The sequence below is a fragment of the Acidimangrovimonas pyrenivorans genome (genome assembly GCF_042643245.1).
GTDB classification, from domain to species: domain Bacteria; phylum Pseudomonadota; class Alphaproteobacteria; order Rhodobacterales; family Rhodobacteraceae; genus Acidimangrovimonas; species Acidimangrovimonas pyrenivorans.
In genome coordinates this window covers 408,353-428,577 of the sequence record NZ_JBHRSK010000004.1, presented here as the reverse complement: position 1 = coordinate 428,577, position 20,225 = coordinate 408,353, and the positions used below count along the sequence as shown (strand labels likewise).

Annotated in this window: 13 protein-coding genes; 5 read left to right on the top strand and 8 right to left on the bottom strand. The window is 68.9% G+C overall.

What is annotated here, in order from left to right; genetic code table 11:
• Positions 1-221 precede the first annotated feature (221 nt).
• Together mfd and ACFOES_RS04970 are read right to left on the bottom strand one after the other, a co-directional pair.
• Positions 222-3,683, bottom strand: a complete 3,462-nt coding sequence (mfd, locus tag ACFOES_RS04975) for a transcription-repair coupling factor (protein WP_377832074.1) — start codon at positions 3,681-3,683, stop codon at positions 222-224.
• Positions 3,684-3,741: 58 nt separating this feature from the next.
• Positions 3,742-4,269 (bottom strand): component of SufBCD complex, encoded by a 528-nt coding sequence (locus tag ACFOES_RS04970; RefSeq protein ID WP_377832073.1) that lies wholly within the window; start codon positions 4,267-4,269, stop codon positions 3,742-3,744.
• Between the two features lie 119 nt (positions 4,270-4,388).
• On the opposite strand from ACFOES_RS04970, the gene hemB reads away from it, so the two are divergent.
• Complete coding sequence (gene hemB, locus ACFOES_RS04965) at positions 4,389-5,393, top strand: porphobilinogen synthase (RefSeq protein ID WP_377832072.1); 1,005 nt, start codon at positions 4,389-4,391, stop codon at positions 5,391-5,393.
• Positions 5,394-5,553: 160 nt separating this feature from the next.
• On the top strand, positions 5,554-6,114 hold the full coding sequence (locus ACFOES_RS04960) for a lipid-binding SYLF domain-containing protein (RefSeq protein ID WP_377832071.1): 561 nt from the start codon (positions 5,554-5,556) through the stop codon (positions 6,112-6,114).
• Positions 6,115-6,245: 131 nt separating this feature from the next.
• On the opposite strand, the gene ACFOES_RS04955 is transcribed toward ACFOES_RS04960, so the two are convergent.
• Positions 6,246-7,118: an NAD(P)-dependent oxidoreductase gene (locus ACFOES_RS04955; protein WP_377832070.1), complete on the bottom strand. Its 873-nt coding sequence runs from the start codon at positions 7,116-7,118 to the stop codon at positions 6,246-6,248.
• 80 nt (positions 7,119-7,198) lie between these two features.
• On the opposite strand from ACFOES_RS04955, the gene ACFOES_RS04950 reads away from it, so the two are divergent.
• From ACFOES_RS04950 to ACFOES_RS04940, 3 genes are all read left to right on the top strand, one after another.
• Positions 7,199-9,673 (top strand): penicillin acylase family protein, encoded by a 2,475-nt coding sequence (locus tag ACFOES_RS04950; RefSeq protein ID WP_377832069.1) that lies wholly within the window; start codon positions 7,199-7,201, stop codon positions 9,671-9,673.
• A gap of 118 nt (positions 9,674-9,791) precedes the next feature.
• Positions 9,792-10,811 carry a deoxyribose-phosphate aldolase gene (gene deoC / locus ACFOES_RS04945; protein ID WP_377832068.1) on the top strand — a complete coding sequence of 340 codons (1,020 nt, stop codon included), beginning with the start codon at positions 9,792-9,794 and terminating at the stop codon, positions 10,809-10,811.
• Between the two features lie 3 nt (positions 10,812-10,814).
• A complete protein-coding gene (locus ACFOES_RS04940) occupies positions 10,815-13,154 on the top strand; it encodes an aldehyde dehydrogenase family protein (protein WP_377832067.1) in 2,340 nt (779 codons plus the stop codon).
• Between the two features lie 132 nt (positions 13,155-13,286).
• Here ACFOES_RS04940 and ACFOES_RS04935 read toward each other — a convergent pair whose 3' ends face one another.
• The 5 genes from ACFOES_RS04935 to leuS form a co-directional block, all read right to left on the bottom strand.
• Entirely contained in the window at positions 13,287-15,317 is a 2,031-nt protein-coding gene (locus ACFOES_RS04935) for a hydantoinase/oxoprolinase N-terminal domain-containing protein (RefSeq protein WP_377832066.1), read from the bottom strand.
• 93 nt (positions 15,318-15,410) lie between these two features.
• Positions 15,411-16,010: a glutathione S-transferase family protein gene (locus tag ACFOES_RS04930; RefSeq protein WP_377832065.1), complete on the bottom strand. Its 600-nt coding sequence runs from the start codon at positions 16,008-16,010 to the stop codon at positions 15,411-15,413.
• Positions 16,011-16,018: 8 nt separating this feature from the next.
• Entirely contained in the window at positions 16,019-17,041 is a 1,023-nt protein-coding gene (holA, locus tag ACFOES_RS04925; protein ID WP_377832064.1) for a DNA polymerase III subunit delta, read from the bottom strand.
• Positions 17,038-17,529 carry an LPS assembly lipoprotein LptE gene (gene lptE, locus ACFOES_RS04920; RefSeq protein WP_377832063.1) on the bottom strand — a complete coding sequence of 164 codons (492 nt, stop codon included), beginning with the start codon at positions 17,527-17,529 and terminating at the stop codon, positions 17,038-17,040. Before lptE ends, holA begins: the two co-directional genes overlap by 4 nt.
• Positions 17,516-20,071 carry a leucine--tRNA ligase gene (gene leuS, locus ACFOES_RS04915; RefSeq protein ID WP_377832062.1) on the bottom strand — a complete coding sequence of 852 codons (2,556 nt, stop codon included), beginning with the start codon at positions 20,069-20,071 and terminating at the stop codon, positions 17,516-17,518. Before leuS ends, lptE begins: the two co-directional genes overlap by 14 nt.
• Positions 20,072-20,225: the final 154 nt, after the last annotated feature.

Below are 20,225 nucleotides of genomic sequence, written 5' to 3'. Positions count from 1 at the left end.
AAACTCTGTTGATCGCGTCGAAAATTTGATTTGAGTCACAAAATCGCGAGGAAAACATGCTAATCTGACCAGATAGTCAGAGGGGTGGGGTAACGCTCTTCTTAAGTCTTTTAGGCGCTTTTTTAGTGGTTTGGTGACCTGGGGGCGCCATCGAAAGTTAAGTCACGTTCGGCGTGTCTCGCGGTGTTTCATTGCGGGGCACGCTTTTTTTGTGGCGGCGCTCAGACCTGCTCTTTCGCCTTCTTCTGCGGCACCTTCTCGGCCAGGTCGCGGGCGATGGCGAAGGCGCCGCGGATGCGGTCGGCCTCGGACTTCCATTCGCGCCGGACGATGATCTTGTTGTCCCTGATCTTGGCCAGGTCGCCTTGGGCCTGAACGAATTCCACCAGCCCGGCGGGATTGGCGAACTTGTCGTTGTGGAACTGGATCGTCGCCCCCTTGGGCCCGCCGTCGAGGCGCGAGATCCCGGCGCGCTTGCACATCGCCTTGATCCGCACCACCAGCATCAGCGTGTTGACCTCCTTCGGCAGCTTGCCGAAACGGTCGATCAGTTCGGCGGCGAAGCCCTCCAGCTCGACCTTGGTGGTCAGGCCCGACAGCCGGCGGTAGAGGCCCAGCCGGACGTCGAGATCGGGAACGTAGTGATCGGGGATCAGCACCGGAACGCCGAGGTTGATCTGCGGCGCCCATTGGTCGTCCTGCACCGTCAGCCCGTCGATCTCGCCCGATTTGATCTTGGCGATCGTCTCTTCCAGCATCGCCTGGTAGAGCTCGTAGCCGACTTCCGAGATATGGCCCGACTGCTCCTCGCCGAGGATGTTGCCGGCGCCGCGCAGGTCGAGGTCCTGGCTGGCCAGGGTGAAGCCGGCGCCGAGGCTGTCGAGGCTGCCCAGCAGCCGCAGCCGCTTCACCGCCTGGTCGGTCAGCGGCGCCCGCGGCTTGGTGGTCAGGTAGCAATAGGCGCGGGTCTTCGAGCGCCCGACCCGGCCGCGGATCTGGTAGAGCTGGGCCAGGCCGAACATGTCGGCGCGATGGACGATCATGGTGTTCGCGGTCGGAATGTCGAGACCGGATTCGACGATCGTCGTCGCCAGCAGCACATCGTATTTGCCGTCGTAGAAGGCGTTCATCCGGTCGTCGAGCTCGCCCGCCGCCATCTGGCCATGGGCGGTGACGAAGCTGACCTCCGGCACCTGCTCGCGCAGGAACTCCTCCATGTCGGGCAGGTCCTTGATCCGCGGCACGACAAAGAAGGACTGGCCGCCGCGGAAATGCTCGCGCAGCAGCGCCTCGCGCAGGGTCACGGTGTCGAATTCGCTGACATAGGTCCGGATCGCCAGCCGGTCGACCGGCGGCGTGCCGATGATCGACAGGTCGCGGACGCCGGTGAGGCTAAGCTGCAGCGTGCGCGGGATCGGCGTGGCCGTGAGCGTCAGCACGTGGATATCCGTGCGCATCTCCTTCAGCCGCTCCTTGTGGGAGACGCCGAAATGCTGCTCCTCGTCGATCACCATCAGGCCGAGGTTCTTGAACTTCACCGTCTTGGCCAGCAGCGCATGGGTGCCGATGCAGATATCGACGGTGCCGTCGGCCAGCCCGGCGCGGGTCTTGGCTGCCTCCTTGGCGGTGACGAAGCGCGACAGCTGGCGGACCTGGATCGGGAAGCCGCGGAAGCGTTCGGCGAAGCTCTTGTAATGCTGGCGGGCGAGCAGCGTCGTCGGTGCCACCACCGCCACCTGCGCCCCCGACATCGCCGCGACGAAAGCGGCGCGCATCGCCACCTCGGTCTTGCCGAAGCCGACATCGCCGACCACCAGCCGGTCCATCGGCGTGCCGGCGTCGAGGTCCTTGAGCACGTCCTCGATCGCCGCCAGCTGGTCGTCGGTCTCCTGATAGGGGAAACGGGCGCTGAACGCCTCCCAGGCGTGGTGCGGCGCCTCCAGGATCGGGGCGTGGCGCAGGTGGCGTTCGGCCGCGATCCGGATCAGCCGGTCCGCCATCTCGCGGATGCGTTCCTTCAGCCGCGCCTTCTTGGCCTGCCAGGCGCCACCGCCGAGCTTGTCGAGCAGCCCTTCCTCGTGACCGTAGCGGCTCAGCAGCTCGATATTCTCGACCGGCAGGTAGAGCCGCGCGCCCTCGGCATATTCCAGCGCGATGCACTCATGCGGCGCGCCGAGGGCGGTGATGGTCTCGAGCCCGGTATAGCGGCCGACGCCGTGCTCGACATGGACGACGAGGTCGCCCGGCGACAGCGATTGCGTTTCGGTCAGGAAGTTCTCGGCCTTGCGGCGTTTCTTCGGGCTCCGGATCAGCCGGTCGCCGAGCACGTCCTGTTCCGAGATCACGGTCAGGCCGGGCGCCTCGAAACCGTGCTCCAGCGCCCAGACGGCGAGGAAAAGCCCGCCTTTCCCGTCCCTGACATCGCGAATGTCACGGATTTCGGCCGCGCCTTCGAGGTGCTCGTCCTCCAGCAGCCCCTTGAGCCGCTCGCGCGCGCCGTCGGAATAGCTGGCGACGATGACCTGGCCCTGTTCGCGCTTGGTCCGAACATGGTCGGCCAGGGCCCCGAAAAGGCTGATGTTTTCCTGCTGGCGCTCGGGGGCAAAATTGCGGCCGATGCGGCCGCCGGCATCCAGCACCCCGGGCCCGACGCCCTGTTGCAGAGGCGTCAGCTGGATCACCCGGTGCTCGGCCGTCGCCGCCTCCCAGTCGCCATCGTCGAGATAGAGCAGCCCGGGCGGGCACGGCTTGTAGACCGAGTCGAGCCGGCCCTTGGCCGTCATCGCCTCGCGCCGGGCATCATACTGGTCGGCAATGCCCTCCCAGCGGCTCAGCCGCGCCGGCGTCAGCTGGTCGTCGAGCATCACGCTGGCTTCGGGCAGGTAGCCGAACAGGGTTTCCAGCCGATCGTGGAAGAAGGGCAGCCAATGCTCCATCCCGGCATGTTTGCGGCCGGCGCTGACCGCCTCGTAAAGCGGGTCGTCGGTGCCGGCGGCGCCGAATTCCAGCCGGTAGTTCTGGCGGAAGCGGGTGATCGATGCCTCGTCGAGGATCACCTCGGAGACCGGCGCCAGCTCGACCGCTTCGAGCTTCTCCACCGTGCGCTGGCTGACCGGATCGAAGCGCCGGGCGCCGTCGAGCACGTCGCCGAACAGGTCGAGCCGCACCGGCCCGCCGGCGCCCGGCGGGTAGATGTCGATGATGCCGCCGCGCACCGCGTAGTCGCCGGGCTCGGTCACGGTCGGGCTCTGGACGAAGCCCATGCGGACCAGGAACTGCCGCAGCCCGGCCTCGTCGATGCGGCCGTTGACCCGGGCCGAGAAAGAGGCCTCGCGCAACGTATCGCGCGCCGGAATCCGCTGCATCGCCGCGCTCAGCGTCGTCAGCAGGATGAACGGCCCCGGCACGCCATGGGCCAGCGCCGCCAGCGTCGCCATCCGCGTCGCCGAAACGTCCGGGTTGGGCGAGATGCGGTCGAAGGGCAGGCAATCCCAGGCCGGCAGGGTCAGCACCACGGCGTCGGGCGCGAAGAAGGCCAGCGCGGTACGCATCGCCTCCAGCCGCTTGTCGTCGCGGGCGACATGGATGACGGCGCCGCCGCTCTTTTCCAGCTCGCGCGCGAGCAGCCGCGCGTCGTAGCCTTCGGGCGCGCCGCCCAGGGTGATGATGCCTGCCGTGGTCATGGGGGCTGACCTACCCCACCGCCCGCCGGTGTCAATGGCTTCGCTGCCGGCCGCGGCATCAATGCCCCAGCGCGCCCAGCACCATGTTCTGATACATGCCCCACATCGCGGTGACGAAGATCGCGACGACGCCGATCAGCTGGGTGTAGAACCGGTGCCGCGTCATCCGCCGCCACAGCGCCTCGCCGCTGCCCTCGCCCTTCTCGATCAGGTGGGCGGTGCGGATCGACATCATCCAGACCAGGGTCATCGGGAAGGCCAGCAGCAACAGCGCCTGGGCGAATTCGATATGGTAGTAGAAGCCGAGCAGCGCCAGCAGGGTGAGCAGGAAACAGGCCAGCGCCAGCAGCCACATGCCCGAAACGCGCGAGATATGCAGCACCCGGTTGACGTTGATCCGCACCATGTCCTCGAGGTCGACCTCGGCCTGGCCGCCATGGCGACGCGCCCGGCCGATCATATCGAAGGGCACGCCCAGCACCCAATGGCTGGCCGTCGACCAGGTCACCGCGAGCGCGATCCAGAACCATAGATTCGAGAACGACCTCAGGTCGATCAGTTCGAAAACCTGCTGATAAACGTTCACGCCCCGCCCCTGCTTGCCGTTTTTCGGCGAGATTAGACTGCCCCTGCGCGGAATCCTACCCTTGAGATGACATAAGATCCGTGCCACCCAGAAGCACCCTGAACAGACCGGAGGCCGCGATGCGCCCCACCCTCGCCCCGTTCCCGACCACGCGGCTGCGCCGCACCCGCGCCTCTGCCGCCCTGCGCGACCTGACGCAGGAGAACCGCCTGTCGGTCAAGGACCTGATCTGGCCGGTCTTCGTCCGCGACGGCGACAATGTCGAGGAGCCGGTAGCCTCGATGCCCGGGGTGTTGCGGCGCTCGGTCGACCTCGTGGTCAAGGCGGCGGAAGAGGCGGCAGAACTGGGCATCCCGGCGATCTGCCTGTTTCCCTATACCGATCCCAGCCTCAAGACCGAGACCTGCGAGGAAGCCTGGAACCCCGACAACCTGTCGAACCGGGCGATCCGGGCGATCAAGGCGGCGGTGCCCGAGATCGCGGTGATGACCGATATCGCGCTCGACCCCTACAACGCCAATGGCCATGACGGCATCGTTCGCAACGGCGAGATCCTCAACGACGAATCGGTCGAGGCACTGGTCAGGATGGCGATGGCCCAGGCCGATGCCGGGGCCGACATCCTCGGCCCCTCGGACATGATGGACGGCCGCATCGGCGCCATCCGCGCCGCGCTCGAGGCCGCCGATCACCGCAACGTGACGATCCTGTCCTATTCGGCCAAATACGCCAGCGCCTTCTACGGCCCGTTCCGCGACGCGGTCGGCGCCACCGGCGCGCTGCAGGGCGACAAGAAGACCTACCAGATGAACCCGGGCAATTCCGACGAGGCGATCCGGCTGATCGAGCGCGACCTGAGCGAGGGCGCCGACATGGTGATGGTCAAGCCCGGCCTGCCCTATCTCGACATCTGCCGCCGGGTGAAGGACACCTTCGGCGTGCCGACCTATGCCTACCAGGTCTCGGGCGAATACGCGATGATCCAGGCCGCGGTCGGCAATGGCTGGCTCGACGGCGACAAGGTGATGATGGAAAGCCTGCTGGCGTTCAAGCGCGCCGGCTGCGACGGCATCCTGACCTATTTCGCCCCGGCCGCCGCCCGGATGCTGCGCGCCGGCGGCTGAGCCTCCGCCCGACCGTCGCCCGCACCTCGGCAAGACCCTGCCGCCTCGCGCTGGCGTGGCGTGACAATCGCGTGAGAAACCCCTATGATTTGCGCCAAGGGCCGCTAAAAGGCCCATATGTTCCGCCCCTTTGCAGGGCGTTCTGATGAGGCACAGGCAGATGAACACTCCTACGCGACGCACATTCCTTCTCGGCGCGGGCGCCACGCTGACGCTGACCGCCGCCTGCGGCAACGGCATCGGCAGCGACGCCGCCGCCAAGATCGACGCACGGGTCGATGCCACCCGCGACTACCTGATCAGCCATTATCCCGGCACCCGGGACCTGATGAACAAGGCGGTCGGCGTGCTCTACATGCCGCTGATCACCGAGGCCGGCTTCGGCGTCGGCGGCGCCTATGGCCGCGGCGCGCTGCGCGTCGGCGGCGCCACGGTCGACTACTACTCGGCGACCAAGGCCTCGTTCGGCTTCCAGATCGGCGCCCAGCAATACGCCCACGCGCTGTTCTTCATGACGCCCGAGGCGCTGGCCGATTTCCGCGCCGGCCCGGGCTGGGCCGCCAGCGCCGACATGCAATACGCGGTCAAGGACAAGGGCGGCAATATCGGCGTCTCGACCACGACCGAGCTGGCCCCGGTCATCGCCCTGGTCTTCGGCCAGACCGGCCTGATCGCCGGCGCCGCCCTGGCCGGCGTCAAATACACCCGGATCATCCCGTAAAGGAAAAGCCCGCCACCGGGCGGGCTTGCCTCCGGCGGGGATATTTTCATGAAGATGAAAGGAGATGCGGCCCTGCTTTCATCTTCACTCAAATATCCCGGGGGTCCCGGGGCTGGCCCCCGGCCCTGCCCTCAGCCGAACGCCTTGAGCCGCTTGATCAGCGACGAGGTGTCCCAGCGGCCGCCGCCCATCGTCTGGACGTCCTTGTAGAACTGGTCGACCAGCGCCGTCACCGGCAGCGGCGCGCCGATCTCCTCGCCGGTGGCGAGGCAAATCCCCAGGTCCTTGCGCATCCAGTCGACGGCGAAACCATGTTCGAACTCGTCCGCCAGCATGGTCTGGTAGCGGTTGGCCATCTGCCACGAGCCGGCCGCGCCCTGGCTGATCACCTCGACCACGGCGGCGCCGTCGAGCCCGGCCTTCTCGCCGAAGGCGAGCGCCTCGGACAGGCCCTGGACCAGGCCGGCGATGCAGATCTGGTTCATCATCTTGGCCATCTGGCCCATGCCGCTGTCGCCGATGCGGCGGCAGATCTTGGCATAGGCGTCGATCACCGGCTCGGCCGCGTCGTACTGGCCCTGGTCGCCGCCGCACATCACCGACAGCACGCCGTTCTCGGCCCCGGCTTGGCCGCCCGAGATCGGCGCGTCGACATAGCCCAGCCCGGCCTGCGCCGCCAAGGCCGCCAGCTCGCGCGTCACCTTGGCCGAGACCGTGGTGTGGTCGACGAAGATCGCGCCGGATTTCATCCCGGCGAAGGCGCCGTCCCCGCCCAGGCAGACCGAGCGCAGGTCGTCGTCGTTGCCGACGCAGGCCATCACGAAATCGGCACCCTTTGCCGCAGCCGCCGGGGTTGCGCCAAGGGCGCCGCCATGTTCTTTCACCCAGGCTTCGGCCTTGGCCGCGGTGCGGTTGTAGACCGTCACCTCATGCCCCGCTTTCGCCAGATGGCCGGCCATCGGATAGCCCATGACCCCGAGACCCAGGAATGCCAGCTTCGCCATGACTTCCCCCCTTCATATCCATGCGTTAGGTTCCCAGCCTAACTAACCGCTCCTCCCCGCCCGTCAAGAAAAGCCTGCACATGCTCACCGCCTTTCGCTGGCTCCTGCGCATCCTCACCGCCCTGATCCTGCTGTCGCTGGCGACGGCCGGGATCGGCTACTGGTTCCTCACGCGCTCGCTGCCGGACTACAACGCGGATTACACCATCGGCGGCATCTCGGCCCCGGTCGAGATCGTGCGCAACAATTCCGACGTGCCGCATATCTTCGGCAAGAGCGATCCGGACGTGTTCTTCGCCCTCGGCTTCGCCCATGCCCAGGACCGGCTGTGGCAGATGACCATGCTGCGCCGCACCGCCCAGGGCCGGCTGTCCGAGATCTTCGGCGCCAAGACCGCCAAGACCGACGAGCTGATGCGGCGGCTGGACATCTACGGGCTGGCGGTGAAATCGGTGGCGGCGCAGGACGACGCGACCAAGGCGGCGCTCGAGGCCTATGCCCGCGGTGTCAATGCCTGGATCAACCTCGTCAACCAGCGCGCGATGGGCCGCGGGGCACCGGAGTTCTTCCTGTTCTCGAACAAGATCGCCGCCTGGCAGCCGGCGGATTCGATCGCCATCCTCAAGCTGATGGCGGTGCAGATGTCGACCTCTCTCGAGGACGAGGTGCTGCGGGCGCGGGTCTCGATGATCCTGCCGCCGGCGCGGGTCAGGGACATCCTGCCCGACGATCCGCTGAAGGCGATCGCCGCCCTGCCCGATTACGCCAGCCTGTTCCCGAAGCTCCACAAGAGCTATGCCGCGCTGAACGTGGCCGACGATCCGCTGTCGCCGTTCAAGCCGCGCGATTTCGGCGGCGCCTCGAATGCCTGGGCGGCGGCGCCCAGCCGCTCGGCCGCCGGCGGCTCCCTGCTCGCCAACGATCCCCATCTCGACTTCACCGCGCCCTCGATCTGGTATCTCGCCCGGCTGCAGCTGAAGGAAGGCGGGGTGATCGGCGCCACCATCCCCGGCGTGCCGCTGGTGCTGCTGGGCCGGTCCAAGACGCTGGGCTGGGGGCTGACCTCGTCCTATCTCGACGACCAGGACGTCCATATCGAGAAGGTCAACCCGGACGACCCGCAGGAATACCTGACCCCCGACGGCTGGAAACCGTTCGAAACCCGGCACTCGATCATCCGGATCAAGGACGAGAAGCCGATCACCGTCACCCTGCGCTGGACCGAGAACGGCCCGGTCCTGCCCGGCTCGCATTACGACCTCGCCTCGGTGACGCCGCCGGGCGCCGTCGCCTCGGTGTCCTGGACCGTGCTGACCGGCGACGACACCTCGATGACCTCGGGCATGCGGCTGATGAAGTCGCATTCGGTGCACGAGGCGATCGAAGCCGGCCGGCTGTTCGTGGCGCCGTCGCAGAACCTGATGCTGGCCGACAAGAACGGCATCGCGATGCAGATGATCGGCAAGATGCCGCGCCGCGACGCCGCCAACGAGACCCAGGGCCGGATGCCCAGCCCGGGCTGGAAGAAGGAAAACCGCTGGAGCGGCTTCCTGCCCTATTCGGCCAATCCGAGCTTCGTCGACCCCTCGACCGGCATCCTCGGCAATACCAACAACAAGACGGTCGACCGGCCGTTCCCGCTCAACGTCACCTTCGACTGGGGCGACACCCAGCGCATCCAGCGCTGGCTCAAGCTGATGAAGGACCGCGACGTCCATACCCGCGAGAGCTTCATCGAGGCCCAGCTCGATACCGTCAGCTTCACCGCCCGGTCGCTGCTGCCGCTGATCGCCAAGAACCTGTGGTACCAGGGCGAGGCCGCGCCCGCGGGCACACCCAAGGCGATGCGGCAGAAGGCGCTGAAGATGCTGGCCGACTGGAACGGCGAGATGAACGAGCACCTGCCCGAGCCGCTGATCTACGCCGCCTGGATGCTGCACCTGCAGAAGCGGCTGATCAGCGACGAGCTCGGGCCCCTGGCGGCCGATTTCGCCCGCCCCGACCCGGTCTTCATCGAGCGGGTGTTCCGCAACACCGACGGCGCCAGCGCCTGGTGCGACATCGTCCAGTCGACCGCGCATGAAAGCTGCACCGACATCGCCCGGATGTCGCTCGACGACGCGCTGCTGTGGCTGTCGCAGCACTACGGCAAGAACATCGAGAGCTGGCGCTGGGGCGACGCCCACCAGGCGATGCAGGATCACCCGGTTCTGGGCAAGATCCCGGTGCTGCGCTACTTCGTCAACATCCGCCAGTCGACCTCGGGCGGCGACAACACGCTGATGCGCGGCCTGACCAAGGCGACCGGGCCGAACCCGTTCCTCAACGTCCATGGCGCCGGCTATCGCGGGGTCTACGATTTCGCCGATCCCGATTCGTCGGTCTTCATCATCTCGACCGGCGAATCCGGCCATCCGCTCAGCCGCCATTACGACGACCTGGGCGAGCTCTGGCGGCGCGGCGAATACATCCCGATGTCGCTCGACCCGGCGCTGGCCCGGGCGGCGGCGGTCGGGATCACCAGGCTGACCCCGGCGGCGCCGGCCGGGAACTGAAGCGGGAACCGAGCCGGGAACCGGGGCGCGCGATTTCCGGGCGGACGGACCCTGCGACAATCTTGCGCTCGCCCGCCCCACGTGCCAGTTTCGCCCCCTGCCCGCCAGGGAGGAACCCGTGCAGACCGATACCACCGCCACCACGGCGCCCGCCACCGCCGCAACGGCCGCCTCCGCGCAACTGCCGCAGCTGAGCCACGCCCGCAACCCGGGCATGGCGCTCGACCTCGACTGGGTCGCCGCCGCGCAGGCCAACACCTCGGCCATCGAACGCCGCGCCGCCACCCTGCCCGGCCGCCGCAGCGTCAAGAAGGAATTCCAGGCCGCCTGGCTGTGCAAGGCCGTCAGCCTGATCGACCTGACGACGCTGTCGGGCGACGACACCGAGGGCCGCGTGCGCCGGCTCTGCGCCAAGGCGCGCCAGCCGGTGCGGCCCGACCTGCTCGCGGCACTGGGCATGGAGGGTCTGACGACCGGCGCCGTCTGCGTCTATCACGAGATGGTCGAGACCGCGGTCAAGGCCCTGGAAGGCAGCGGAATTCCGGTCGCCGCCGTCTCGACCGGCTTCCCCGCCGGCCTGTCGCCCTACAAGCTGCGCATCGCCGAGATCGGCGAGAGCGTGAAGGCCGGGGCCAAGGAGATCGACATCGTCATCTCGCGCCGCCATGTCCTGACCGGCAACTGGCAGCGGCTCTATGACGAGATGCGCGAGATGCGCGAGGCGGCGGGCGAGGCCCATGTCAAGGCGATCCTCGCCACCGGCGAGCTCGGCACCCTGCGCAACGTCGCCCGCGCCTCGCTGGTCTGCATGATGGGCGGCGCCGATTTCATCAAGACCTCGACCGGCAAGGAAAGCGTCAACGCCACGCTGCCGGTCTCGCTGACGATGATCCGGGCGATCCGCGAGTACGAGGCGCGCACCGGCTACAAGGTCGGCTACAAGCCCGCCGGCGGCATCTCGAAGGCCAAGGACGCGCTGACCTACCTGGCGCTACTGAAGGACGAGCTCGGCCTGCCCTGGCTCCAGCCCGACCTGTTCCGCTTCGGCGCCTCCTCGCTGCTGGGCGATATCGAGCGCCAGCTGGAACATTTCGTCACCGGCCGCTACTCGGCCGCCAACCGCCATCCGATGGGATAAGCCATGACCGTGCGCGACATTTTCGAGACCATGAGCTACGGCCCCGCCCCCGAATCCGACGCCGAGGCGCAGGCCTGGCTCGAGAAACACGATCGCCGCTTCGGCAATTTCATCGACGGTGCCTTCACCAAGCCCGGCGCCACCTTCGCGACCCGGAACCCGGCGACGGGCCACGAGCTGGCGCAGGTCACCCAGGCCACGGCCGAGGACGTGACCGCCGCCGTCGCCGCCGCCCGCAAGGCCCAGCCGAAATGGGCCGGCCTGTCCGGCCACCAGCGCGCCAAGGTGCTCTACGCCCTCGCCCGGCTGGTGCAGAAGCATGCCCGCCTGCTGGCGGTTCTGGAAACCCTCGACAACGGTAAGCCGATCCGCGAGAGCCGCGATATCGACGTCGCCCTTGTCGCCCGCCATTTCTACTACCACGCCGGCCTCGCCCAGCTGCTGGCCAGCGAACAGCCCGGCATGGCCCCGCTCGGCGTCTGCGGCCAGATCATCCCGTGGAACTTCCCGCTCCTGATGCTGGCCTGGAAGGTCGCGCCCGCCCTGGCCGCCGGCAATAGCGTGGTGCTGAAGCCGGCCGAATACACCTCTCTCACCGCGCTGCTCTTCGCCGAGATCAGCCGCGAGGCCGGGCTGCCGCCGGGCGTGCTCAACATCGTCACCGGCGACGGCGCCACCGGCGCGGCGCTGGTCGAGGCCGAGGTCGACAAGATCGCCTTCACCGGCTCGACCGAGGTCGGCCGCCGGATCCGCACCGCCACCGCCGGCCGCGGCATCGCCCTGACGCTCGAGCTCGGCGGCAAGTCGCCCTACATCGTCTTCGAGGATGCCGATATCGACAGCGCCGTCGAGGGGCTGGTCGACGCGATCTGGTTCAACCAGGGCCAGGTCTGCTGCGCCGGCTCGCGCCTCTTGGTGCAGGAGGGCATCGCCGAACGCTTCCACGACAAGCTGAAACGCCGCATGGACGGGCTCCGCCTCGGCGACCCGCTCGACAAATGCATCGATGTCGGCGCCGTCGTCGATCCGGTCCAGCTCAAGACCATCACCGAGATGGTCGACGGCAACACCGAGGGCGAGACCTACCGCGCCGAGACCGCCCTGCCCGAGGGCTGCTTCTACCCGCCGACGCTGATCACCGGGCTCGAGCCGTCCTCACGGCTGATGCAGGAGGAAATCTTCGGCCCGGTTCTGGTCTCGACCACCTTCCGCACCCCGGCCGAGGCGGTGGCGCTGGCCAATAGCAGCCGCTACGGGCTCGCCGCCTCGATCTGGTCGGAGAATATCAATCTCGCCCTCGACATCGCGCCCAAGCTCGCCGCCGGCGTCGTCTGGGTCAACGGCACCAACATGTTCGACGCCGCCGCCGGCTTCGGCGGCATCCGCGAGAGCGGCTTCGGCCGCGAAGGCGGCTGGGAGGGGCTGCTGGCCTATCTCGAGCCCGACGCCAAGGCGCGCGCGCTCAAGCCGGTGGCGCCGAACCCCGAGCCCGCCACCCCGCAGGCACCGGCGCTCGACCGCACCGCCAAGATGTATGTCGGCGGCAAGCAGGCGCGGCCCGACTCGGGCTATTCGCGCCCGGTCTGGGGACCCAAGGGCGCCCTGCTCGGCCATGTCGGCGAGGGCAACCGCAAGGACATCCGCAACGCCGTCGAGGCCGCGCACAAGGCCGGCGGCTGGGCCAGAGCCAGCGGCCACAACCGGGCCCAGGTGCTCTATTACATCGCCGAGAACCTCTCGGCCCGGGCCGGGGAATTCGCCGCCCGGCTGCAGGCGATGACCGGCGGCCAGGGCGAAGCCGAGGTCGAGGCGGCCATCGCCCGGCTGTTCGCCTATGCCGCCTGGGCCGACAAGTTCGACGGCGCCGCCAAGTCGGTGCCGATCCGCGGCATCGCCCTGGCGATGAACCAGCCCTGCGGCGTGATCGGCGCACTTTGCCCCGACGAGGCGCCGCTTCTCGGGCTGATCTCGGTGATGGCGCCGGCGATCGCGATGGGCAATGCCTGCGTGCTGGTGCCCAGCTTCGCCCACCCGCTGGCGGCGACCGATTTCTACCAGGTCCTCGACACTTCCGACCTGCCCGCCGGCGTCGTCAACATCGTCACCGGCGACCCGGCCGATCTGGCCAAGACGCTCGCCGGCCACATGGATGTCGACGCGGTCTGGAGCTTCTCCTCGGCCGATCTCTCGGCCCTCGTCGAGCGCGAGAGCGCCGGCAACCTAAAACGGAGCTGGGTCAACAACGGCCGCGCCCGCGACTGGTTCGGAGCGGAGGGAGAAGGCCGCGAATTCCTGCGCCAGGCGACCGAGGTCAAGACCGTCTGGGTGCCTTACGGCGAATGAGGCCGGGGGCCCTGCCCCCGGACCCCCGGAGTATTTTCGCAAAGAAGAACCGCATAGGCAGCCCTTCTGCCAACTTTCTGCTGGAAAATATCCTCGGGGGGTGCGGGGGGCGGACAGCCCCCCGCCGCCGCCCTATCCGTCCATCTCCACCGCATGGGCGATGCGCGGCCGGCCGGTCGCGGTGGCGCGGATCCGGGCCTCGACGAACATCGCCCGGCCCTCAACCTCGGCTTCCCTGACCTCTCGCGCGACCGTCAGCCGGGGGTCTTCGGCCCCGGCCTGGCGGGCGAGGGTTTCCGCCTCCTGGCGCGCGGCGGTTTCGGCGGCGGCCAGCGCGGCGTCGCGGCTGGGGAAGATCTCGGCCCCGGCCGGCAGGTGGACGGCGAAGCGGCCCTCCGCCGGGCTGGTCACCAGCACTTCGGCCCGCATCGAGACATGGCCGACGACGGCGCCGATGGCGTTGGCCACGCCGGCATGGTCCGGCAGCACCATGCGGGTGCCGAGACGGTCGCCGAGCGCGGGGTAGTAGCTCGGCGCCGAGGCGCCGAGGCCGACGACCGGGACGCCGAGCCGGACCTCCAGCGCCACCACGCCGCGGTGACGGGCGAGGCCGGCGCGGGTGAGCGGGTGGCGGGCGAGCCTCTCCGGCGCGTCCCAGCCCGCTCCGTCTAACGCGTCATCCTCGGCGAAACCGGCTTCCAGCAGGCAATCGACGGTCTGGTCCTGCAGCTGCGCGACGATGGCGCGGGCGAGCGGTTCGGCCCCGGCGGCGAGCGGGTCGCCGCGGGCGTCGCGGCGCCGCGCCATCAGCGCCAGCGCCTTCCCGGCCGCCGCCGCATCCCAGCCCTCCAGCCCGCCGAGCACGTGGCTGGCATCCGACGGCGTCACGCCCGAGATCGCCGCCAGCCCCAGCGCCACCAGCCGGTCGAGCGCGGCGCCCTCGACCCGGGTCTTCAGCACCTCGGACAGCGGCGCCGGGCCGGCGGCGATGCGGGCCCAGACCGCGGCCTCGCGCGCGGCCAGGCCGGTCGGCGCCGCGGCCCCGGTCGGCAGCACGAAACGCCCCGCCGCCTCGCCCGGCGCGGCACTGCGCAGGGCGGCGTCGAGCGCGGCATGGACCAGCTCGGGCGCCTCGGTCGCCAGCAGCGACACCGGCACCAGCCGGCGCGGACCGAGACGCAGCCCGGCCGCCAGCCCCTCGGTGATATGGACCTCGCTGTCGCCGCCCAGCCCGGTGGTCCGCATCGCCACCGCCTCGACCATCGTCCGCCAGCCGCCGACCTGCGCCCCCTGCGGGTCGATGGCGGGCTTGCCGTCCTTGAGCAGGGCGATGTCGGTCGTGGTGCCGCCGATATCCGAGACCAGGGCGTCGGTCTCGCCGGTCAGCCAGCGGGCGCCGACGATGCTGGCCGCCGGCCCCGAGAGGATGGTCTCGATCGGCCGTTCGCGGGCCAGTTCGGCCGAGATCAGGGCGCCGTCGCCGCGCACCACCATCAGCGGCGCATCGACGCCGATCGCCGCCAGATGGCCGGCGCAGGCGTCGATCAGGCGGGCGATCATGCCGATCAGGCGGGCGTTGAGCACCGCGGTCAGCGCCCGCTTCGGGCCGTTGAGATTGGCCGAGAGCTGGTGCGAGCAGGTGACCGGACGGCCGGTGATCCGGCGGATCGCCCCGGCCGCGGCCAGTTCGTGCGCCGGGTTGCGCACGGCGAAGCGGGCGGCGACGGCGAAGCCCTCGACCGCGCCCGCCAGCGCGGCCAGCTCGGCTTCCAGCCTTGCGAGGTCGAGCTGTGCCGCCTCGGCGCCGGCCGGACCGTGGCCGCCGGCAAGGCGGATCACCGGGTCGCCGCCCAGGGCCGCGTCCAGCCCGGCGCGGGCGAAATCGCCGTCGTCGAAACCGATGAAGACCAGCGCGACGCGGCCGCCCTGGCCCTCGACCAGCGCGTTGGTCGCCAGCGTCGTCGACAGCGACACCATGGCGACGTCACCCGCCGCGACGCCGGCCTGCGCCAGCGCCCGGTCGACGGCCCGACCGACGCCGCGCGCCAGATCGGCCCGTGTCGTCAGGGCCTTGGCCGCGGCGATGACACGCTCGCCGGCCTCGTCCACCACCACCGCATCGGTATAGGTGCCGCCGGTATCGACGCCCAGAAGTACCGCCATTTCCGTCCCGTCCTGTCGCCTGCGCCCGCCCTGGCTAGTCGAGGCAAGCGGCCGCCGCCGCCCCGTTCGCGACGCCGAAGCGTCGGCGGCGGGCTATTTCGCCATCGCGCGCTGGAAGGCCGGGCGGGCGCGCATCATTTCCAGGTAGTCGGTCAGCCGGTGCTGGGTGATCGGGAACTTCGCCCCCAGCGCCCAGACCAGGCAATGGGCCAGGATGATGTCCGGCACCGTCATCTCCTCGCCCATCAGGAACGGCCCCTCGCCGAAGCGTTCGACCAGGGTCTTCTGGCTGCGCTCGAATTCCCATTTCAGCGACGACTTGATCGCCGAATGGCGCAGTTCCTCGGGCAGAACGAAACTGTGCCGGGCGGCCATCCACAGCGCCGCGTCGAACTCATCGAGCAGAAACTGGGTCAGGCTGTCCTGGCGCGCGCGCGCCAACGTCCCCGCCTTGTGGGTCATCGCACCGTGCTTGTCGGCGAGGTACTGGATGATGGCGGTGGAATCGGTGATCGGGGTGCCGTCGTCGATCAGCACCGGCACCTTGCCGGCCGGGTTGAAGGCGACGACGCCCTCCGAGCGCGGCGGCGCCGGGATATGCTCGTAGGGCTGGCCCAGCTCCTCGAGCATCCACAGCACCCGGGCGGCGCGGCTGCTCACGTTGCCGATCACGGTATAGCCGGTATGGGACATCGCGTTTCCTATCGCTTGGAGAGCATGGCAAGGCGGATCATCGTGCGTTCGACCAGCGCCATCGCGGGCGCGCGCGAGGTCGAGCGCAGGGTGAGGTCCGTCTCGATGATGAGTTGCAGCGCCTGTTCCAGCCGGGGCAGCGCCCAGCCGCGCAATTGCCGCAGCATGCGGTCGCGGCGCGGGCCGAAGACCGGTGGCCGCAGCCGGGCCAGCCCCTCGGCGGCGCCGCCGGGATTGGCGGCGGCGGCATGCAGGGCGCGGAAATGGCGCAGCGCGCCGATGCAGAGCGCGACCGGCGTCACCCCCTGGCCCTCGAGCCGCCGCATCACCGGGCCGATCCGGCCGTGCTCGCCTGCCGCGACGATGTCGATCAGGTCATCGACCCCGGCCTCGATCGAGGCCGGCGCGCAGGCGGCGACATCGGCCGGCATCAGCGGCGTCTCGTCGCCGAACTTGTAGAGGCCGATCTTCTCGACCGTCTGCCGGAAGTCGCCCGGATCCAGCACCCGCGCCAGCGCCGTCAGGTCGGTCATCGCCTCGCGGTCGATGTCCTTGAGGCCGGCCTTGGCCAGCTCGGCCTCGATCTCCTCGCGCCCCGGCGGATCGTCATAGATGCCGATGGCATAGGAATTGCCGTGGCCCTCGAACAGCTTGCGCAGGGTCGAGCGGGCGTTGAGCTGGCCGGCGGTGACGACGATGACGGCATCGCCCTCGCGCCAGTCCTCGAGCGCGGCCTTGATCGTCGGGGCGAGACCGTCGGTGGCATCCTCGACGAAGGCGACGCGGAGGCCGGGAAAGAAGCCCTGCGCCTTGACCGCGTCGAGCAGCTGCGCCCCGTCCTTGCGCAACTCGCCCGCCGGGATCCGGGTCAGCCGCATCTCGGCCTCGCCCTCGGGCCCGATCAGCGCCGCGATCGCCTGCTGCCGCTTCAGCGCCACCCGCATCGCGTCGCTGCCATAGAGCAACAGCCCGGTTCGCCTGGGATCGGGCCGCGCGGGGTAGCGGCCGGCCTCGGCGCCCGAGAGCTTCATTTGTTCCACGCCCCGGCGGAACCGATCAGCCGCGTGACGATGTCGTCGGCCAGGATCCGCATCAGCCGCGTCTCGGCATCGGCCTGCACGGCCAGCGTCGCCACGGTGCTGCCGGTGGCGGAATAGGAGGTGAAGCTCGACACCTTGCCCTCGGTCACCACCTTGCCGCTGGCGTCGTGCAGCGCGTAGGCGACGGAGCCGTCGACATTGTAGCGCGTGGTCACGTTCTCGGGCGTGATCGCGATGCCTTTCGTCGAGGTCTCGATGCGGTAGCTGAGCCGGTATTTCGCCCCCTGCGGCGGACCGAGCCGTTCCTCGATCCGGCCGACGAAATCGAAACCGGCCTTGTCGCTCGGATCGTCGGCCCGAACCTGGCCCTGCAGCCCCGCAGCCGGGCCGCCCGGCCCGTAGGCCGGGGTGAAGCCGCAGGCGGCCGCCGGCAGGGCGGCCAGGAGGGTCAGGAAGGTTCGGCGATCAGATGACGACATTGACGATGCGGCCCGGCACCACGATGAGCTTCTTGGGGGTGCCGCCAGCCAGCACCTTGACCACAGTCTCATCCGCCAGCACGAGCTTTTCAACCTCTTCCCGCGGCATGTCCTTGGGCACCGAGATCTCCGAGCGCCGCTTGCCGTTGATCTGGATCGGCAGGGTGACATTGTTCTCGACCAGCATCGCCGGATCCGCCTTCGGCCACGGCGCGTGGGCCACCAGCCCCTCGCCGCCCAGCATCGCCCAGATCTCTTCCGACAGGTGCGGCGTCATCGGGCTCATCAGCTGGGCCATCACCTTCATCGCCTCGCGTTTGGCCTCGGCCGAGGCGTCCGACTTCTGGACCGCGTTGGTGAAGGCGTAGAGCGCCGCGACCGACTTGTTGAAGGCGAAGCCCTCGACGCCCTGGGTGACCTCGGCGATGGTCTTGTGCATCGCCTTGAGCAGCGCCGCGTCATGGGCGGTGTCGCCCTTGCCGCGCTTGTCGACCTCGTCGGCCAGGCGCCAGACCCGGCCGAGATGCTTGTAGGCGGCCTCGGCCCCGGCGGCGGTCCATTCAACGTCGCGCTCGGGCGGGCTGTCGGACAGGATGAACCAGCGCGCGGTATCGGCGCCGAAGCGGTCGATGATGTTGACCGGGTCGACGACGTTCTTCTTCGATTTCGACATCTTGGCCGAGGGGATCACTTCGACCGCCTCGCCCGTCGCGCCCAGCCGGGCGCCGCTTTCATGCCATTCGATGTCTTCCGGCAGGTGATAGACCGGCCGGTCGCGCTCGTCCCGGGTGACGTAGATCTCGTGCGTCACCATCCCTTGGGTGAACAGCGCGTTGAAGGGTTCGATCGCCTTTTCAGGCAGATGGCCGGTGATCTTCATGGCTCGCGCGAAGAAGCGCGAATAGAGCAGGTGCAGGATCGCGTGCTCGATGCCGCCGATATACTGGTCGACATTCATCCAGTAATCGACCTCTTCGGCCACGGTCGGCGTGTCGGCATGGGGCGCGGTGAAGCGGGCGTAATACCACGAGCTGTCGACGAAGGTGTCCATCGTGTCGGTCTCGCGCCGGGCCGGCGCGCCGCATTTCGGGCAGGCGCAGTCGCGCCAGGTCGGGTGGCGGTCGAGCGGGTTGCCCGGCTTGTCGAAGGAGACGTCGCGCGGCAGCTCGACCGGCAGGTTCTCCTTCTTCTCCGGCACCACGCCGCAGCTTTCGCAATGGACGACCGGGATCGGGCAGCCCCAGTAACGCTGGCGGCTCAGGCCCCAGTCGCGCAGGCGGAAGCGGGTCTGGCCGCGGCCCAGCCCCTTGGCTTCGAACCAGTCGATGGTGCGGTCGATCGCCTGCTGGCTGGTCGCCTCGGCAATGCCGGCGAAATGGTTGACATAGACCACCGGCTCTTCCTTGGCCGGCACCAGCGCGACGTTGCCGACCTCCTCTTCCTGCCCCGGCAGGTAGAAGGCGTTGCGCACCGTCAGGCCGTATTTGCGGGCGAAGTCGAGGTCGCGCTGGTCATGCGCCGGGCAGCCGAAGACGGCGCCGGTGCCGTAATCCATCAGCACGAAATTCCCGATCCAGACCGGCAGCTCGCGGTCCTCGGTCGGGTGCCGCACCGCCAGCCCGGTGTCGAAGCCGCGCTTCTCGGCCGTCTCAAGCGCCTCCTCCGAGGTGCCCAGTCGGCGACATTCGGCATTGAAGGCGGCCAGATCGGGGTTCTCGGCCTCCAGCGCCTTGGCCAGCGGGTGATCGAAGGAGATGGCGATGAAGCTCGCCCCGTGCATGGTGTCGGGCCGGGTCGAGTAGCAGGGAATGGTTTCGATCCCGGCGGTCGGCCGGGTCAGGTGGAAATCGATCTCGATGCCGCGCGACTTGCCGATCCAGTTGGCCTGCATCAGCCGCACCTTCTCGGGCCAGTCCTTCAGCCCGTCCAGCGCATCGAGCAGCTCACCGGCAAAATCCGAGATGCGGAAGAACCACTGCGTCAGTTCCTTGCGCTCGACCGCGGCGCCCGAGCGCCAGCCCTTGCCGTCGATCACCTGCTCGTTGGCGAGCACGGTCATGTCGACCGGATCCCAGTTGACCACCGATTTCTTGCGGTAGACCAGGCCCTTCTCCAGGAAGTCGATGAACATCGCCTGCTGCTGGCCGTAATACTCCGGGTCGCAGGTCGCGAATTCGCGGCTCCAGTCGAGCGAGAAGCCGAGGGGACGCATCTGCGCCTTCATGTCCTCGATATTCTGGTAGGTCCAGTCGGCCGGGTTGGCGCCCTTCTCCATCGCCGCGTTCTCGGCCGGCATGCCGAAGGCGTCCCAGCCCATCGGGTGCAACACCGAGAAGCCGCAGGACGCCTTGTAGCGCGCGATGACGTCGCCCATCGTGTAGTTGCGCACATGGCCCATGTGGATGCGGCCCGAGGGATAGGGGAACATCTCGAGCACGTAGTATTTCGGCTTGGCCGGATCGCGGCGCGCGGCGAAGGTGCCGGCCTGATCCCAGGCGGCTTGCCATTTCGGCTCGATGGCGGCGGGGTCGTAACGCGACATGAAGGGGCCCTTGATCTGGAAAGACGCGGCCGCCGTTATATCGCGCCACGGCTTGAGGTCTAGGGGCTAGTCGGCGCGAGAGTCCTAAGAGCCTGCTCCCGGGGCGTGCCGAGAAACGAGGGCGGCGCCCGACCCGACCGGGGCGGTGCTGGCT